This is a genomic window from Thermobaculum terrenum ATCC BAA-798, from assembly GCF_000025005.1.
In the GTDB taxonomy this organism is placed as follows: Bacteria; Chloroflexota; Chloroflexia; order Thermobaculales; family Thermobaculaceae; genus Thermobaculum; species Thermobaculum terrenum.
This window is the reverse complement of the sequence record NC_013525.1, coordinates 1,655,952-1,671,484: the sequence shown is the minus strand read 5'-3', so window position 1 is coordinate 1,671,484 and position 15,533 is coordinate 1,655,952. Positions and strand designations below refer to the sequence as shown.

The window sequence follows — 15,533 nt, the reverse complement described above, 5'->3', positions numbered from 1 at the left end:
TATTATGTCTCAGCAAGATAACATCGAGCAAGTCACACTCACTATAGACGGGAAGCAGGTTACCGTTCCAAAGGGTACATTTATCCTTCATGCTGCCCGCAAAGCAGGGATTCATATCCCTACCTTCTGCGAGTATCCCGACCTGCGACCTTTCGGTGCCTGCCGTATGTGCATGGTTGAGATTACGACTCGTAGGGGTACAAGTATAGATATCTCCTGTTCTACACCGGTCAGTGAGGGGATGATTGTACAGACCCGATCTCCCAAGGTTAGGGAGGCACAAAGGTTCGTGGTGGAATCTCTACTGGTGGATCATCCCCTTGACTGCCCAGTATGTGACAAGTCTGGAGAGTGCGATCTTCAAAACCATGCTTATCTTTCGCAGGTGCGGGTGAATAACCCTTTGCGTCGGCCTAAGATAAGCTGGGAGCTAGAAATGCTCTCAGAATCTGTGTCCATAAAGCGTGATAGGTGCGTCCTTTGTGGCCGATGTGTTAGGGTGTGTGATGAGTTGGTGGGCGCTACGGCCCTATCTTGGGCCCAGAGAGGATTTAGATCCTATATAGATGCTGCCTTTGGCGAGGATCTTAAGAAGTCACCTTGTGTCTCCTGTGGACTTTGTATTCAAGTTTGTCCGGTTGGGGCTTTGCTAAACACCTCCTACCACGATACAGCCCGCGCCTGGTTCCTTACCCATGTGCCTTCAGTTTGTTCCTTCTGCTCTGTAGGATGCTCAATGGACATAAATGTTGAGCAGGAAACCGGTCGGGTTAAGAGGATTACGAGTAATCAAGACACTGGCTTTAATAATCAGCTGCTATGTGCGCGGGGATTCTTCGGATTCGAGTTCATAGAGAGTAGGGAGAGACTAAGCAGTCCCTTAATTCGGAGAGATGGGGAGCTGGTAGAAGCTTCATGGGATGAAGCTATCAAGGAGATCGCCTCCAGGTTACCTGTTTACAAAGGTTCGTTTGGTGCAATAGCCGGAGCCCATTGTACCAACGAGGAAAACTACCTGTTCGGCAAGTTCGTGCGCGGTGTTATGCAGACTAATAATATCGATTATGACACCGGCGGAGGATACGGCGTTCCTGAGAAAGGCCTGAGGGATGTGTTTGGGTCTGACGCGCCAACCAATAGCTTCCTGGATGTGATGGAAAATGCTGGTTCTGTGTTGGTGATAGGAAGCAACCTTGATGTAACTCACCCAGTCCTGGCATACAAGCTACAAACCGCTGTCAGGCGACATCAGATCAAATTGATCGTAGCTTCTCCCAGGCAGGTTCCTCTTGAACAGTTTGCCTCCAAGGTGATCAGATATCGAGAGGGTTCTGAAGCCGAGCTTCTCCAAGGAATTGCAGCCATCATAGCCTCTAGAAGTCAGGTTGATGATGGTTATGTCTCAGAGAGGGTAGAGGGATACGAGGAGTGGCTCAACTCAGTCAGTACAATAACTCCGTCAAATGTTTCTAGGATAACTGGTGTCTCTGAAGTCGACCTGCTAGAGGTAGCAGATATCTATGCAACTGGCGGTACAGGTGATCTAAACAATAAAAGACCTTCGGCTATATTCTATTCCACATCTCTTACTCATCAGCCGAACGGAGAGTTGGTAGATTACGGAGCAGCTGCTTTGGCACTACTAACGGGAAATATAGGTGTGCCTGGTGGTGGTGTAATGGCTCTGAAGATGGCCAACAACTCTCAGGGAGCTGTAGATATGGGTTGTGCTCCCTTCTTGCTGCCAGGTGAGTTTAGGGTGGATGACGATGAGGCTCGTTCCCGCCTTGAATCTATGTGGGGTGTAGAGATAGACCCGAATCCTGGCATGAGTCTAGAGCAGATGATTGATGCCGCTCTCTCAGGCGATCTCAAGGCTATGTATATAATGGGTGCCAATCCTGTCGAATCTAGCTACGATTCCGATAAAGTGAGAGCTGCTCTTAGCAATCTAAGCTTCTTAGTTGTGCAAGACATATTTCTTACTGAGACTGCTAAGCTGGCAGACGTGGTGCTCCCGGCTTGCAGTTGGGCAGAAAAGGAAGGAACTTATACCAGCGCCGAACGTAGGATACAGTATCTGCACAAAGCTATCCCCGCAAGAGGACTATCTGTTGCCGATTGGGGAGTAATCACCCAAATCATGCAGGCGATGGGATACGAAGTTGGCTACAGGAATCCCAAGGATATATTTGCCGAGATAACCCGCGTTGTACCCAGGTATTCTGGTATAACTATTGAGGATTTGGAGTCTGAAGGGAAAGAGATATCTAGGAGACCTGGTAAGGCCTATCGCAGTGTAGCTGTGGATAACATCAAGCGCCATGGAGTTATATGGACTGATGCTCCAGATGGCAATCCTATTCTGTATACTCAAACATTCCCCATAGGCAAGGCTAAGCTTATGCCTGTTGTTATGAGAACCGATTTGCCAGATGCAGCGCAGGTGTACAAAGAGACTTTGGAGCCATCTCTGTATGTACAGGGAACTGGTACGATTACGCGTCGATGCCCCACACTGAAGAGCCTACATGATAACAAGGCTGCTGATAGCTCGCTGGAAAGAGGTAGAGGTGTAGGCGTAGTTAGGGGGCCACATCTGGAGATGAGTGGATACTCTACCGGACAGCTAACTGAGATCTAGGAGTGATCTGAGGCGTGGAAGTATTAGATGCAGCTATAATGCTAGCCAAAATACTTGTGGTCTTCGTAGTAGTGCTCACTACTATGGCCTACCTGACATATTTCGAGCGGAAGGTATTAGCTCGTATGCAGTCACGCTTGGGGCCTAATAGAACAGGTCCCTATGGATTGTTACAGCCTCTTGCAGATGGCCTCAAGCTGTTGACAAAGGAGCCTAATTTACCTGCAAGTGCTGATAAGTTTGTGTTCTTTCTTGCCCCGGTATTAGTTCTAGTGCCGGCGCTAATGGTTTGGGCAGTTATTCCTTTTGGTCCTGCCTTTACAGCTTTTGGTAGACAGATAGCGCTTTCGATTACCGATATCAATGTGGGGCTTCTATATGTATTAGCAATGAGTTCGCTTGGTGTCTATGGCATAGTAATGGCTGGATGGTCATCCAATAACAAATATGCTGCTCTAGGGGGACTGCGCTCTTCAGCTCAACTTATTAGTTACGAGGCCACGCTTGGGATATCTCTAGTTGGTGCTCTATTGATGGCTGGGAGCCTGAACCTGAGAGATATAGTAGAAGCTCAACAAGGTACTATATTGGGGTTCATACCAAAGTGGTTTATCTTGCCTCAAATTTTGGGCTTCACCTTATATCTAACAAGTGCCATTGCAGAGACTAATAGGGCGCCATTTGACCTACCTGAGGCTGAGACTGAGCTTGTAGCTGGTTTCCATACTGAGTACTCTGGATTTCAGTTCGCCATGTTCTTCTTGGGTGAGTACATAAACATGTTAGCTGTGTCTGCTATAGCCTCTACGGTTTTTCTAGGTGGTTGGCTGGGGCCAAATATTCCATTCTTGCCTGCAGCTATAGAAGGGCCAATATGGTTTGCTGTAAAGATGGCTATATTTATCTTCTTCTATGTCTGGCTAAGAGCTACATTACCTAGATTCAAGTATGACCAATTGATGAGGCTATGCTGGAAAGTTATGTTACCGTTGGCTCTGGCTAACATACTGATTACTGCTGCGATCAAGCTGGCGTTTTGATCATACTGGAGCTTTCGTTGTTTGACCATAAGGAGGTCGGAAATGGCTTTACTAGACAGGTTCAAGGGATTCTATGTAGTGCTATCTCAAATGCTGCAGCCACCAGTAACCAGGCAATACCCTAAAGAGCCACGTAAGATGACGCACCGCTTTCGTGGGATCCCGGTACTGGTTACTGACCCCGAGACAGGCGAGGAGAAGTGTACTGCCTGTGGCCTGTGCGCTACAGCATGCCCTAACAACGTTATTACTATGACAAGTGAGCCTCATGCCACCAAGGGAAGGCACCCGGTTACCTATAACATCCAGGCTCTCAGGTGCCTGTTCTGTGGTTTGTGTGTTGAGGCCTGCCCTGTGAAAGCCATACAGATGTCTCATCATTTTGAACTTGCATCTACCAGCCGAGACAATCTGCTATACGATAAGCAGAGACTGTTGGAGTTGGGGCGAGGAATCTACGACGAAGTAGAACAGACGGAATCTGGTGAGTGGATAGAAGTTACTCGGTTCCCGGAGGAAGTGGAATCACCACAACCTAAGAGAGAGGTGGCTTAGAATTGGATCTGGTTTCCTGGCTCTTTATATTGTTTGCTGTTATAGGACTTTTGGGCGCTGTCATGGTGGTTGTTGCCCGTAACCCTGTGCACTGCGTACTCTTTATGCTGCTGACTTTCGTGAATATCGCTGCGATGTTTGTGCTCTTGGATGCACAATTTATCGCCATACTCCAAGTCTTGGTGTACTCAGGTGCTATACTAGTGCTTTTCCTGTTTGTGGTGATGCTTCTACAGCAGGCTGAGAGACCTATACCCATGCTGGCTGCAAGGGTACAATTGCCCGTGGCTTTGGTTGTAGGTGGTTTGTTTCTGCTTGAGATAATAGTTGTAACTTTCGGTAACATTATTACCGCAGGGCGTAAAGGAGGGGATACTCCTCAAGCAATAGCTCAAGCTGGTGGTAACGTGCAGGCTCTTGGGGAGCAGCTCTTTACTAGATGGCTGCTTCCTTTTGAGATTGCTTCAGTCTTGCTCCTTGTAGCAGCTATAGGTGCTTTGTACTTGGCTAAGGAGGATCTATAGGTATGCACCCACCACTCGAGTGGTATCTACTGTTCAGCGGTGCCCTATTTACTATAGGACTGATAGGTGTACTTGTGCGTAGGCATGTTCTCGTAATCTTCATGAGCGTTGAACTAATGCTTAACGCGTGTAATGTCGCTTTGGCTGCTTTTGGTCGCTATCTGAACATAATTGATGCTCAAGAGTTTGTGGTGTTTGTGGTGGCAGTGGCGGCGGCCGAAGCAGCTATTGGCCTAGCCATCATCCTTGCTTTTGCAAGACATAAAAATACAATCGATGTTGGCGAGATGACTATTCTGAAGGAGTAGGAGTTGGAGAGCTACATTTGGCTTATACCTTTACTACCATTAGCTGCTTTTGGTTTCAACTTTTTTTTCGGTAAGGGAAGATCAGAGCCGCTTATTACCATAATTGCGGCTGGTTCTGTGGCTTTATCCTTCTTGCTCTCCATTCTGGTGTTCCTACAAGTAGGTTCGGGTACACATCTTGATTGGAATCTTTATACATGGATAGATTCTGGAAACTTTGACATTAGCATAGGCTTCTATGTAGATGAGCTGGCGGCTATTATGCTCCTGGTAGTTACGGGAGTAAGCTTGCTCGTCCACATATACAGCCGGGGATACATGCATGGCGATCCAGGCTACTATCGATTCTTTGCATATCTTCCACTTTTCACTTTCAGCATGTTGATGCTGGTTCTGGCAAATAATTTCCTGCAGCTGTATTTCTTTTGGGAAGCTGTAGGTTTGTGTTCTTACTTGCTTATAGGTTTCTGGTATGAAAGGCCTTCGGCTTCGTTTGCAGCTTTGAAGGCCTTCCTTGTAAATAGGGTGGGAGATTTTGGTTTCGGACTTGGAGTTATATTCACCTTTGTCACTTTTGGCACCTTGTCTTATGCCTCAGTATTTGAGAGGGCTGATACAGCGTCTACGTCAGTGCTTACCGCTATTACTTTGTTACTGTTCATGGGAGCAATGGGTAAATCTGCTCAATGGCCCCTGCATGTGTGGTTGCCAGATGCAATGGAAGGTCCTACTCCGGTAAGCGCATTGATTCACGCAGCGACGATGGTTACGGCAGGTGTCTATATGGTAGCCCGAGCCAATCCTCTATTTGAGGCTGCACAAGGCACACTTACTATCGTAGCTGTAGTAGGACTTGTAACAGCTTTGCTTGGAGCTACTATAGGCATAGTTCAGAACGACATTAAGCGGGTTATGGCCTATTCAACTATAAGTCAGCTAGGCTATATGTTCTTTGCCTTAGGTATAGGGGCCTATGTGTCGGCTATATTTCACTTGTTTACGCATGCTTTCTTCAAAGCTTTGCTATTCCTTGGAGCCGGTAGCGTCATGCATGCTATGAACGGCGAGACGGATATGCAGAAGATGGGGGGGCTTAGAAGGTATATGCCCCATACATTTGCCACTCTGACCATTGGAGGGCTTGCTCTCGCCGGGGTGCCTCCACTTGCAGGCTTCTGGAGTAAGGACGAGATTCTGGGAACTGCTTTCATTGATCACAAATATTGGATCTATGCTCTGGGCACGTTAGCTTCGTTCCTTACTGCATTTTATATAACTCGACTTATATCTCTTACTTTTCTGGGGAGCCCGAGATTTGATGAACATGAGATACACCCTCATGAATCTCCTTCGGTTATGACCATACCTCTATGGGTACTTGCAGCACTATCAGTAGTAGCTGGATTTGTCGGAGTTCCTCCAGAGAACGGTTTTATACACAGTTTTCTCTCTGGCGTTTTTGAGCATGGTGAGGAAGCTGCTCACGCTGGTGGGTTCTCTGCCGAAGTCCTAGTTCTGATGGCAGTAGCGACCCTGGTGGCTATAGCCGGGATCTTATTGGCTTTGGGTGTGTATTACTGGCAAATACCATCTTTGAATCCCAAGGTGTGGGGAGAAAGATTGTCATTTGTCTATAGGTTACTCTGGAACAAGTACTACTTTGATGATCTATATGATGTTTGGTTTGTCAGATCCACCAAGGCATTGGGAAATGCCCTGTGGTTTGTAGATTCTGAGGGAGTAGATGGTGCTGTTAATGGAGTCGCTAAAGGCGTATCTATTTCCAGCACTTTATTGCGTAAGATTCAAACAGGTTTCGTAGGAAACTACGCCTTGATGATCTGTATAGGCATGGTATTGGTGGTAGCTTACTTGTTCTTCCAGAGGTAACTTAGTTCAGAGACTTCGTGAGGGGTGATGCTTTGACTTACGGAACTAACCAGTTGGGAATGCCAATACTAACGCTTACTCTCCTGGTACCTTTGGCTAGTGCCATCCTGGCAGCTTTGGTCCCGGGGGATCGCAAAAATACTATCCGTTGGATAGCCGTTATAGGCTCCGGCGTCAACTTGATGCTGGCAGCTATTGCTTTGGCCTCTTTCCGTTTTGGTACGGATCAGATCCAGTTGGTCGAAAGATGGATCTGGGCTCCTTCTTTAAACTTACAGTATTACCTAGGTATCGATGGAATATCTGTACTCTTGTATGGACTGACCGCGTTACTTTCATTTATTGCCATAGTATACAGCTTTGGTGTTATCGACTATAGGATAAAGGAGTACTATGTAGCTTTACTTGTACTTGAGACCGGTATGCTTGGGGTATTCGTTGCCCTTGATCTGCTGCTCTTCTATGTTTTCTTTGAGCTAACATTGATTCCTATGGCTTTACTTATAGGTGTATGGGGACATGGCAGAAAACTGTACTCTGCGGTTAAGTTCTTTCTGTATACACTTGCCGGCAGCCTGATCATGTTGGCTGCAATTGCATCGATCTACGTACATACATCATCCATACCAAATGGTCCTACTCTGAATTATGTTGATCTGCTGAGGATAGCGCCTAATTGGAGCTATGCTTGGCAAGTATGGATGTTTTGGGGCTTCTTCTTTGCTTTTGCAATCAAGGTGCCTTTATTCCCTTTCCACACTTGGCTGCCTGATGCTCACGTAGATGCACCAACTGCCGGAAGTATCTTGCTGGCTGGTGTGCTGCTAAAGATGGGTGGTTATGGGTTCCTGAGATGGCTTCTTCCTCTAGCTCCTGAGGCAAGTCGCGACTTAGCAGTGATACCTATAACATTGTCGGTTATAGCTATTCTCTATGGGGCTCTCGTGACCCTGGTGCAAAGGGATCTGAAGAAGCTGGTAGCGTATTCTTCAGTAGCTTCTATGGGCTTCGTGGTTCTGGGTATATTCATTTTCAACCTTCACGGGGCCCAAGGGGCTATAGTTCAGATGGTAAGCCATGGCTTTATATCTGGAGCATTATTCCTAGGTGTTGGGGTCATATACGAGAGATTGCATACTCGGGAGATAGCGAAGCTGGGAGGGCTAGCTACACTAATGGGGCCCTTCGCTTCTCTCTGGGTAATGCTATCGCTAGCTAATTTAGGGCTTCCTGGATTCAGTGCATTTGTAGGGGAGGTCTTAGTGACCTTAGGTACTTGGCTCTATAAACCATGGCTGGCTTTCCCGGTATATGCTTACATCATACTGTCTGCAGCTTACATGCTTTGGATGGTGGCTAGAGTTTTTTATCTTGGAAAGCCTGAATCAAAGGTTTCTCTTCCGCCAATGAATATATATCAGGAGGCTTTACCATTGGTGGTATTAGTCGGATTTAGCTTTGTGCTTGGAGTATGGGCAACACCTTTCCTGCGGGCCACAGAGCCATCCCTGGTGACCCTTTTAGGTCATTTAGGGGTTTCCACGGCTGCATCTATTGGAATAAGGTAGTATATTTGTTAGGGTTATCTTTTGAGGTGAAGTGGGGTGTTAGCAAGTGAACGCAAGCCTTCCTAACGTGGACTTTTGGGCGCTTACTCCCATAATTATAGTCTCTATTACTGCTTGTGCTGTGTTATTAATTGATATCTTTACCCCAATAAGCAAGGGGAAGGTTTATCCTGCTGTTGCTGTTCTTGGACAAGCTCTAGCATTGATAGTAGCGCTAATCCAGCTTGGTGATGCATCTGTAACTACTTTTGGTGGTAGTTGGCGAACGGACAGATTCTCTTTGTTCTTTACTATAACCGTATTGATATCTGGTATCTTGGGGGTCCTTATCTGTGATTCTTGGCTTAGAATAAGAAACCTCGGGCGATCTGAGTTCTATACTCTTCTGTTGTGTTCTGTAGCAGGGGTAATAGTAACGGCTTCTGCTCATGATCTTATAACCCTATTCATAGGCATAGAGCTCACTAGCATCCCTACCTATATGCTTACCGGGTTTGCAAAGCATGATCAGAGGTCAAACGAGGCCTCACTCAAATACTTCCTGCTTGGAGCTTTCTCGACCGCTATCCTGCTGTATGGCTTGACTTGGCTATTTGGCATTACAGGTGGCATCACTTATCCAGAGATCGCAGCTTTTGGTTTGGGTCCTGGAGATGCTAGTAAGGTACCTCTGCTTTTCGCGGTTCTACTAATTATTGTTGGGCTTGGGTTCAAGTCTGCTGCTGTACCGTTCCATATGTGGACACCAGATGCTTACCAGGGTGCCCCTACAGTTGTAACTGCCTTCATGTCTGTGAGTGTAAAGGCTGGTGCATTTGCTGCTCTAATTCGTCTGATGGTAGAGGCTGTACCTGATCTCTATGGTAGTTGGGGGCCGGTACTAGCTGTAATAGCTGTATTGACAATGTTTGTGGGCAACATAGTTGCAATAGTTCAAGAAGATGTCAAGCGCATGCTTGCTTACTCTAGCGTGGGGCACACAGGGTTCATACTAGCTGGCCTGGCAGGATGGGTTCCTAATAATGATATGGCTGTGGCCAGCGTGCTATTCTACTCCTTCGTATATGTTTTCATGAATTTGGGAGCCTTTGGCATCCTCGCATGGTTGGAGAATCATGGGGGTAACACCCTTTTGGATTCGATGGATGGACTCTTCCTTAGATTCCCACAGGCAGCTGGTGCATTGGCAATATTTCTTCTAGCCCTAATGGGTTTCCCACTGACAGCCGGATTACCAGCTAAGGTGTTCGTCTTCCTGGGTGCTGCGGATGGTGGTTATACTTGGCTGGGTGTGTTGGTGTTTGTGGCTAGCATAATCTCTGCTGTGTTCTACTTAAAAGTAATGGTGCGAATGTTTATGTATGAACCTAAGGTCGCACTGGCTTCTCCCAGACAACCGGATATGGCCATCGCTTTAGGTGTATGCGCCATTGCTACCGTACTACTGGGCATACTTTTCATGCCTATCCTTAACTTAGCATTGTCGGCTACCTAAGAAGGGCACTTAACAAAGAACCCGGAGAGGTTCCGAATCCCTCCGGGTTCTTTGTTAATTACCTATTTGTCTTACATCATGGTATGCTCCTCGGGATTATCCCAGTACCAAGCCTCAGGATCGTATACAGCTGGGGTGGGATGTATCCAAGGATCAGTAAAACCTCCCTGTCCCCAAGCTTTGAGGTCCTCATGTGTGGGGACATTCATCAAACCATCTTTTACTAGCACAGCTCTTGGGAAGTTGGCAACCGTGCCCTGAACAAATGGGCCATTGTCTACGTGTACCTTAATCATGTCCCAAACCAGCTGAGTTCTTTTCATGAAATCGGGTTCTGTCTTGCTTTGATCAAGCAGCTTCCACAGCTGCTTGATCGCAGGTTCACACTCCTTGTCGAAAGGACCTATTCTTGGCGGAGTCCTCTGCCAGGGGTTAACATTCTTCTGCTGATTCTCCTTAGGTGTACCTCTGAGGTCGTACCATTGTCCATGCAATGGTGCCCACCGAGAGTACTCCATAGGTACGAGCCACTGTGGATATACCAGGTGGTTCGGACCGTCACCTATACCCCAGTCGGCATTAGACATAAGCTTACCGGCTTTCCAGCGATCGTCACGACCGGTAGGCGGTACCGGATTCAAGCGAGCATTGATGCCGATTGCTTTCCAATCTCGGACTAGAAGCTCATCGTTTCTTACAGCTTCACCATCTTGAGGCTGATCCGCACCATAGTCAAGCGTAAGTAGCAGCTTCTTACCATTAGGCATCTCTCTGAACCCATCGCCGTCCTTGTCGACGACGCCTATCTCGTCCAGTAGCTGCTTGGCCTTGTCTGGGTTGTACTCCACGGCGCTGTCTCGCCAGGACTTGTACACCTGCTTGCCCTGATCATTGATCACGTACTCGATAGCCTTCGGGCTGAATGTGCCCGTGGTCAGCTCTCCCTGGTTTAGGTAAAGCAAGGCCTGTACTTGTTTTCTGTTAGCAGCATGCGACAGGGCTTTTCTGAACTTGGGATTACGGATAAGCTCTCGCAAGTCATCCTCTATGAAATCTTGACTAAAGAATATCGCTGCTCCGGATCCCGATCCTGAGTCCCACAACCTAACTCTAAATTTACTTCTTGGCTCTGCCTCTTTGAATATGGATATTTGCGAAAGTGGTACGGGTATGAAGTGCGGAGCCCAATCAGCCTCACCCTGGGTGTACTTTAGTTTCAGTACTTCCTTGTCCTGTATGTATTGTGAGGTCATAGTGTCGATGTAGGGTAGCTGGTTGCCCCATTTGTCCACACACCAGTAGTATGGGTTGCGCTCCCAAACACAGTTCTGTCCCTTCTTATAGGACTTAAGTTTCCATCCTGTGAGGGTGGGACACTCTGGATTGGTCGCAAAGTCCACAGCCTTGCCTTCGGGATAGTTGAAGTCGTTAGCCCAATCCTTCTTGACGTTGGGGTTGTACTTCTTGTGGAACTGCTTGGCATAATGCTTGGGGACTGCCCAGCTGGGTCCTATACCTCTGTTGACCCACATCGCCATTCTGTCTGCAGTCAGGGGCGATGGAGCATCAAAGATCATCTGGAAGGTGTAGTCGTCCACCTTCTTGAACTTGGCCAAAGTCCCCTTGCCAGACCTGGCCTCATCAGGCGGCCCCTCAGCAACCTCCTCATTCAGACACATATCCTCCCACCAGAAGAGGACGTCATCCACGGTGAATGGCTCTCCATCGGACCACTTGATGCCCTCCCTGATGTGGAAGGTCCAGGTGGAAAGATCCTCGTTGGCTTCCCAGGCCTCCACCCAGCCTCCACTGATCGCCAACCCGTCCTTGTGCCACCTCAAAGGCGAGTTGCCGTACATCGACTCCTGAATGAAATGGGACATTCCCCACTCATCCCAATAAAGGTGCCGCAAGTTTCCGCCGTACTTGCCCTCTTTGAGCCAGGGGTGAGGGACCACGTAGGGGTTCTTGGGCAACCTCTCCTGCACAGGTGGCAACTTGCCTGCCTTGACCATCTCAGCCAGCATCGGCGCCTCCTTCAAGGTGGATGGCGCAGCAGGGGGCTTGATGAGCTGTAGACCAGTCGTCCCCTCAGCTTGACCAGTAGCGGGTGTGACCGTGGCACCAGCCGCTGGCGTGGTCATCCCAGGAGATGGACTGGCTGCTGATGGCGATGGACTGGCTGCTGAGGGTGAAGGACTGGCAGCCGATGGGGATGGACTGGCGGCTGATGGGGATGGTGAGGCTCCCGTGGGAGCTGTGGGGGTGGTACCGGTAGTGCCTCCTCCACAGGCCACTAGAATAGCGCTCCCAGCCGCTACCGCCGAGAACCTTAGAAATCTCCTCCTACTTATTCTGTTAGACATTACACACTCCTCCTGCCTTTTTGGGGCCTCCCCGCGTTTTTGAGACCTCTGCAAGATTTATAAATCGATTTCAGAAACGTGTCAATAGTCGACATGAGATAATCTCACAAATTTGATTCTGATAATGTTTACCCGCTGATTGCTTCTAAGCTTGTTAGATAAATTGCCCCGCAGCTATTTGGTCTGGTTGGTTTGATCCACAGTTACACATTATTCAAGGTGTGTTAAGATATGGGATCAGATGACATTTTCTAACCTCGCGTGAAGGAGACACGTTTTGTGAGCACCATATCAATTGATATTCCTCCATCTCCTACCCGGGATCCTGACAAACTGCGCGAGATAGCCCGCAAGATAAGAGCTCTGGTACTCAAAAGTGTTTATCATGCTGGTGCTGGACATATAGGTGGGCCACTATCGGCAGCAGATATACTTGCTACTTTATATTTTGCTGTGCTGAACGTCGATCCCTCAAATCCTGAATGGGAAGATCGTGATAGGTTTATCCTTTCTAAGGGGCATTCAGCTATAGGCTACTATGCAGCTTTAGCCCTGCGTGGTTATTTCCCCGTGGAGGAACTGCAAACTTTTGATGCTATCAACTCCAGGTTACAAGGGCATCCAGATATGACTGTCACTCCGGGAGTAGACATGTCCACTGGTAGCTTGGGACAGGGGCTGTCTGTAGGGTTAGGTATGGCTCTTGGTGCTAAGGTTCTTGGTAAGTCCTTTCATGTATGGGTACTTGTTGGCGATGGGGAAATGCAAGAAGGCCAGATATGGGAAGCTATACAGACCGCACCCAGGTTCCACCTGGATAACTTGGTCGCCATTGTTGATTACAACGGTCTTTCACAGTATGGTTGGACCAGTTCACCCTCTGGGTATAGTGGCACTAGGAGAGAACCTCCAATATTAAATCCTGGCGATAAGGTTCGGGCTTTTGGATGGAATGTCATCGAAATTGATGGTCATGATCCTCAGCAGATATTGCACGCTTGTGATTTGGCCAAGCTTCATAAGGATGAGCCGACATTTATTGTTGCTCATACGGTGAAAGGTAAGGGGGTATCCTTCATGGAAGGGCAATACCCTTGGCATTCTAAACCACTTACATTAGAAGACCTGAACAAAGCATTGCGAGAGCTGGGCGAAGCGGAGGTAGCTGAGTGAAGATCGAAACTTTACGCTTTGGAAAAGCCATGCGGGATGTTTGGGGTGATACCTTATGTGAGATCATGGCCAATGACCAAAAGGTAGTGGTACTGGATGGCGATCTGGCGAATTCTACAAAGGCTGATAAGGTCGCTGAGCGGTTTCCCGATAGGTTCTTTCAGATGGGCATCGCTGAACAAAATATGGCTGGTGCGGCAGCTGGCTTAGCTTCTGTTGGGCTTATCCCATGGCTCAGCTCTTTTGCTGTCTTCCTTACAAAGAGGGACTTAGATCAGGTGCGTATGACGATAGCTCAGACCAAACTGCCAGTAAAACTTGGTGCTGGTTATAGCGGTATACTTACTGGCTTTACTGGCAAAACGCACCAGTCTGTGGAGGATATAGCAATATATCGTGCCATGCCAAACATGACGGTAATAGCTCCAGCAGATGAGGTGGAGTGCAGGCAGGCTATATATGCTGCTACCTATCATCCAGGCCCGGTCTACTTTAGACTCACTAGAGATCCAGGTCCGGTGATTTTCGATGATACTTATAAATTTGAGCTTGGAAAGGGTATAGTCCTTCGTCAAGGCAGGGACGTGGCAATTATATCCACAGGTGTTCAAACTACTCGTGCCTTAGAAGCAGCATATATCCTTGAGTCCCAAGGTATATCTGTTTACCTGCTACATCTGCCGACTATCAAGCCGTTGGATACAGAGGCTATTCTTGCTACTGCCGAAGCCACAAACCGAGTTGTTACGGCTGAAGAACACTCGATACTGGGCGGCCTGGGGGGCGCAGTTGCCGAGGTATTAGGTGAGAAGAGGCCAACCCGGATAGTTCGTGTCGGCCTAAGAGACGTGTTTGGGGAATCAGGGCCCAACGACGCACTCCTGGAAAAATATGGTCTTACGCCGCAACACATAGTTGCTGCTGCTACGGGGCTACTGGAGGGTCGAGATGCCTAAGCTAAGGGTGGCTTTACTAGGTGCTGGTAGGATAGGCAGTTTTCATGCCCGAACTATTGCCTACAGTGTGCCAAATGCACGGTTAGCTTTTATAGCCGATGTAGCTGGCTCACTAGCGGAATCTTTAGCTAAGGAACTCGAGGTTGAACGTTGGAGTGATGACCCATTAGAAGCCATCGAACGTCCTGACATTGATGCTGTAGTGATCGCTACACCCGGTAACACTCATGCAGCACTTATTCAGGCTGCGGCCTCTGCTGGAAAGCATATTTTTTGTGAGAAGCCCATAGCTCTGGAGTTACCAGAGATAGATAATGCTCTTGAAGTGGTTGAAAGGCATGGCGTCAAGCTACAGATAGGTTTCCAGAGGCGTTTCGACTCCGGGTTCCTGAAGGCTCGAGATATGATCCGGAAAGGCGAGATAGGTAAGCTATACATGTTAAGATCCGTGACAAGAGATCCTCAACTACCTGATGAGAATTACATGAAGACCTGTGGTGGTTTGTTCAGGGACACTATGGTACATGACTTCGATATCATTCGATTCTTATCTGGGTTAGAAGTTGAGGAGATCTACGCATCCGGATCGGCTCTCGTGGACCCAATGGTTGAGCGTTACCAAGATGTAGATAATGCAGTTGTGGTCATGAAGCTACAAGGGGGGGTAATCGCTACTATAGAAAACAGTCGGCAGGCAGTATACGGATACGATGTGCGTGCTGAAGTGCTTGGTTCGGAAGGTGCTATAAGGATAGAACATTCTCATGAAACCCCTGTAACTCATTATAGCCGTACGGGGGTATGTGAAGACCACGTTTACTGGTTCATAGAGAGGTTTGCCTCTGCCTATCGAGCAGAAATACTTTCTTTCATCCGGAGCGTGATTGAAGATACCGAACCCGCTGTGACTGGAATAGACGGTAGGAAGGCTACCGTATTAGGCCTAGCTGCTGATCGATCCCTAAGAACAGGTAAACCAGTGAGAGTAGAAACTTTATGAGAGTTTGGAATTTA

General features: G+C 47.9%; 12 protein-coding genes. 11 read left to right on the top strand and 1 reads right to left on the bottom strand.

Features of this window, described 5'->3' with window-relative positions; all coding sequences use genetic code 11:
* The first annotated feature begins 4 nt into the window (after nt 1-4).
* Genes TTER_RS07820 through TTER_RS07785 form a run of 8 tightly spaced genes read left to right on the top strand, consistent with a single transcriptional unit; the run spans nt 5 to nt 10,024 of the window.
* Nucleotides 5-2,644, top strand: coding sequence for a molybdopterin-dependent oxidoreductase (locus TTER_RS07820; RefSeq protein ID WP_012875478.1), 2,640 nt, complete (start codon nt 5-7; stop codon nt 2,642-2,644).
* Between the two features lie 38 nt (nt 2,645-2,682).
* The gene (gene nuoH / locus TTER_RS07815) at nt 2,683-3,684 is read left to right on the top strand and encodes an NADH-quinone oxidoreductase subunit NuoH (RefSeq protein WP_041425001.1); all 1,002 of its coding nucleotides are present in this window, start codon (nt 2,683-2,685) and stop codon (nt 3,682-3,684) included.
* A gap of 42 nt (nt 3,685-3,726) precedes the next feature.
* Nucleotides 3,727-4,239 (top strand): NuoI/complex I 23 kDa subunit family protein, encoded by a 513-nt coding sequence (locus TTER_RS07810; RefSeq protein WP_012875476.1) that lies wholly within the window; start codon nt 3,727-3,729, stop codon nt 4,237-4,239.
* Nucleotides 4,240-4,241: 2 nt separating this feature from the next.
* Nucleotides 4,242-4,763, top strand: a complete 522-nt coding sequence (locus TTER_RS07805) for an NADH-quinone oxidoreductase subunit J (RefSeq protein WP_012875475.1) — start codon at nt 4,242-4,244, stop codon at nt 4,761-4,763.
* A 2-nt stretch (nt 4,764-4,765) separates the two neighbouring features.
* Nucleotides 4,766-5,071 carry an NADH-quinone oxidoreductase subunit NuoK gene (gene nuoK / locus TTER_RS07800; RefSeq protein WP_012875474.1) on the top strand — a complete coding sequence of 102 codons (306 nt, stop codon included), beginning with the start codon at nt 4,766-4,768 and terminating at the stop codon, nt 5,069-5,071.
* A gap of 3 nt (nt 5,072-5,074) precedes the next feature.
* Nucleotides 5,075-6,961: an NADH-quinone oxidoreductase subunit L gene (nuoL, locus tag TTER_RS07795; RefSeq protein WP_012875473.1), complete on the top strand. Its 1,887-nt coding sequence runs from the start codon at nt 5,075-5,077 to the stop codon at nt 6,959-6,961.
* Between the two features lie 32 nt (nt 6,962-6,993).
* Nucleotides 6,994-8,529 carry a complex I subunit 4 family protein gene (locus TTER_RS07790; protein ID WP_012875472.1) on the top strand — a complete coding sequence of 512 codons (1,536 nt, stop codon included), beginning with the start codon at nt 6,994-6,996 and terminating at the stop codon, nt 8,527-8,529.
* Nucleotides 8,530-8,575: 46 nt separating this feature from the next.
* A complete protein-coding gene (locus tag TTER_RS07785) occupies nt 8,576-10,024 on the top strand; it encodes an NADH-quinone oxidoreductase subunit N (RefSeq protein WP_012875471.1) in 1,449 nt (482 codons plus the stop codon).
* 71 nt (nt 10,025-10,095) lie between these two features.
* Here TTER_RS07785 and TTER_RS07780 read toward each other — a convergent pair whose 3' ends face one another.
* Entirely contained in the window at nt 10,096-12,390 is a 2,295-nt protein-coding gene (locus tag TTER_RS07780; RefSeq protein ID WP_041424421.1) for an ABC transporter substrate-binding protein, read from the bottom strand.
* 279 nt (nt 12,391-12,669) lie between these two features.
* On the opposite strand from TTER_RS07780, the gene TTER_RS07775 reads away from it, so the two are divergent.
* Genes TTER_RS07775 through iolG form a run of 3 tightly spaced genes read left to right on the top strand, consistent with a single transcriptional unit; the run spans nt 12,670 to nt 15,519 of the window.
* Nucleotides 12,670-13,563: a transketolase gene (locus TTER_RS07775; RefSeq protein ID WP_012875468.1), complete on the top strand. Its 894-nt coding sequence runs from the start codon at nt 12,670-12,672 to the stop codon at nt 13,561-13,563.
* Nucleotides 13,560-14,519 carry a transketolase family protein gene (locus TTER_RS07770; RefSeq protein WP_012875467.1) on the top strand — a complete coding sequence of 320 codons (960 nt, stop codon included), beginning with the start codon at nt 13,560-13,562 and terminating at the stop codon, nt 14,517-14,519. The genes TTER_RS07775 and TTER_RS07770 overlap by 4 nt, the downstream gene beginning before the upstream one ends.
* Nucleotides 14,512-15,519, top strand: a complete 1,008-nt coding sequence (iolG, locus tag TTER_RS07765) for an inositol 2-dehydrogenase (protein WP_012875466.1) — start codon at nt 14,512-14,514, stop codon at nt 15,517-15,519. The genes TTER_RS07770 and iolG overlap by 8 nt, the downstream gene beginning before the upstream one ends.
* The last annotated feature ends 14 nt before the right edge of the window (nt 15,520-15,533 follow it).

Coding starts and splice junctions, on each gene's coding strand:
- TTER_RS07820 (WP_012875478.1), top strand. CDS start 5: ATGTCTCAGCAAGATAACATCGAGCAAGTCACACTCACTATAGACGGG.
- nuoK (WP_012875474.1), top strand. CDS start 4,766: ATGCACCCACCACTCGAGTGGTATCTACTGTTCAGCGGTGCCCTATTT.
- iolG (WP_012875466.1), top strand. CDS start 14,512: ATGCCTAAGCTAAGGGTGGCTTTACTAGGTGCTGGTAGGATAGGCAGT.
- TTER_RS07780 (WP_041424421.1), bottom strand. CDS start 12,390: ATGTCTAACAGAATAAGTAGGAGGAGATTTCTAAGGTTCTCGGCGGTA.
- TTER_RS07810 (WP_012875476.1), top strand. CDS start 3,727: ATGGCTTTACTAGACAGGTTCAAGGGATTCTATGTAGTGCTATCTCAA.
- nuoH (WP_041425001.1), top strand. CDS start 2,683: ATGCTAGCCAAAATACTTGTGGTCTTCGTAGTAGTGCTCACTACTATG.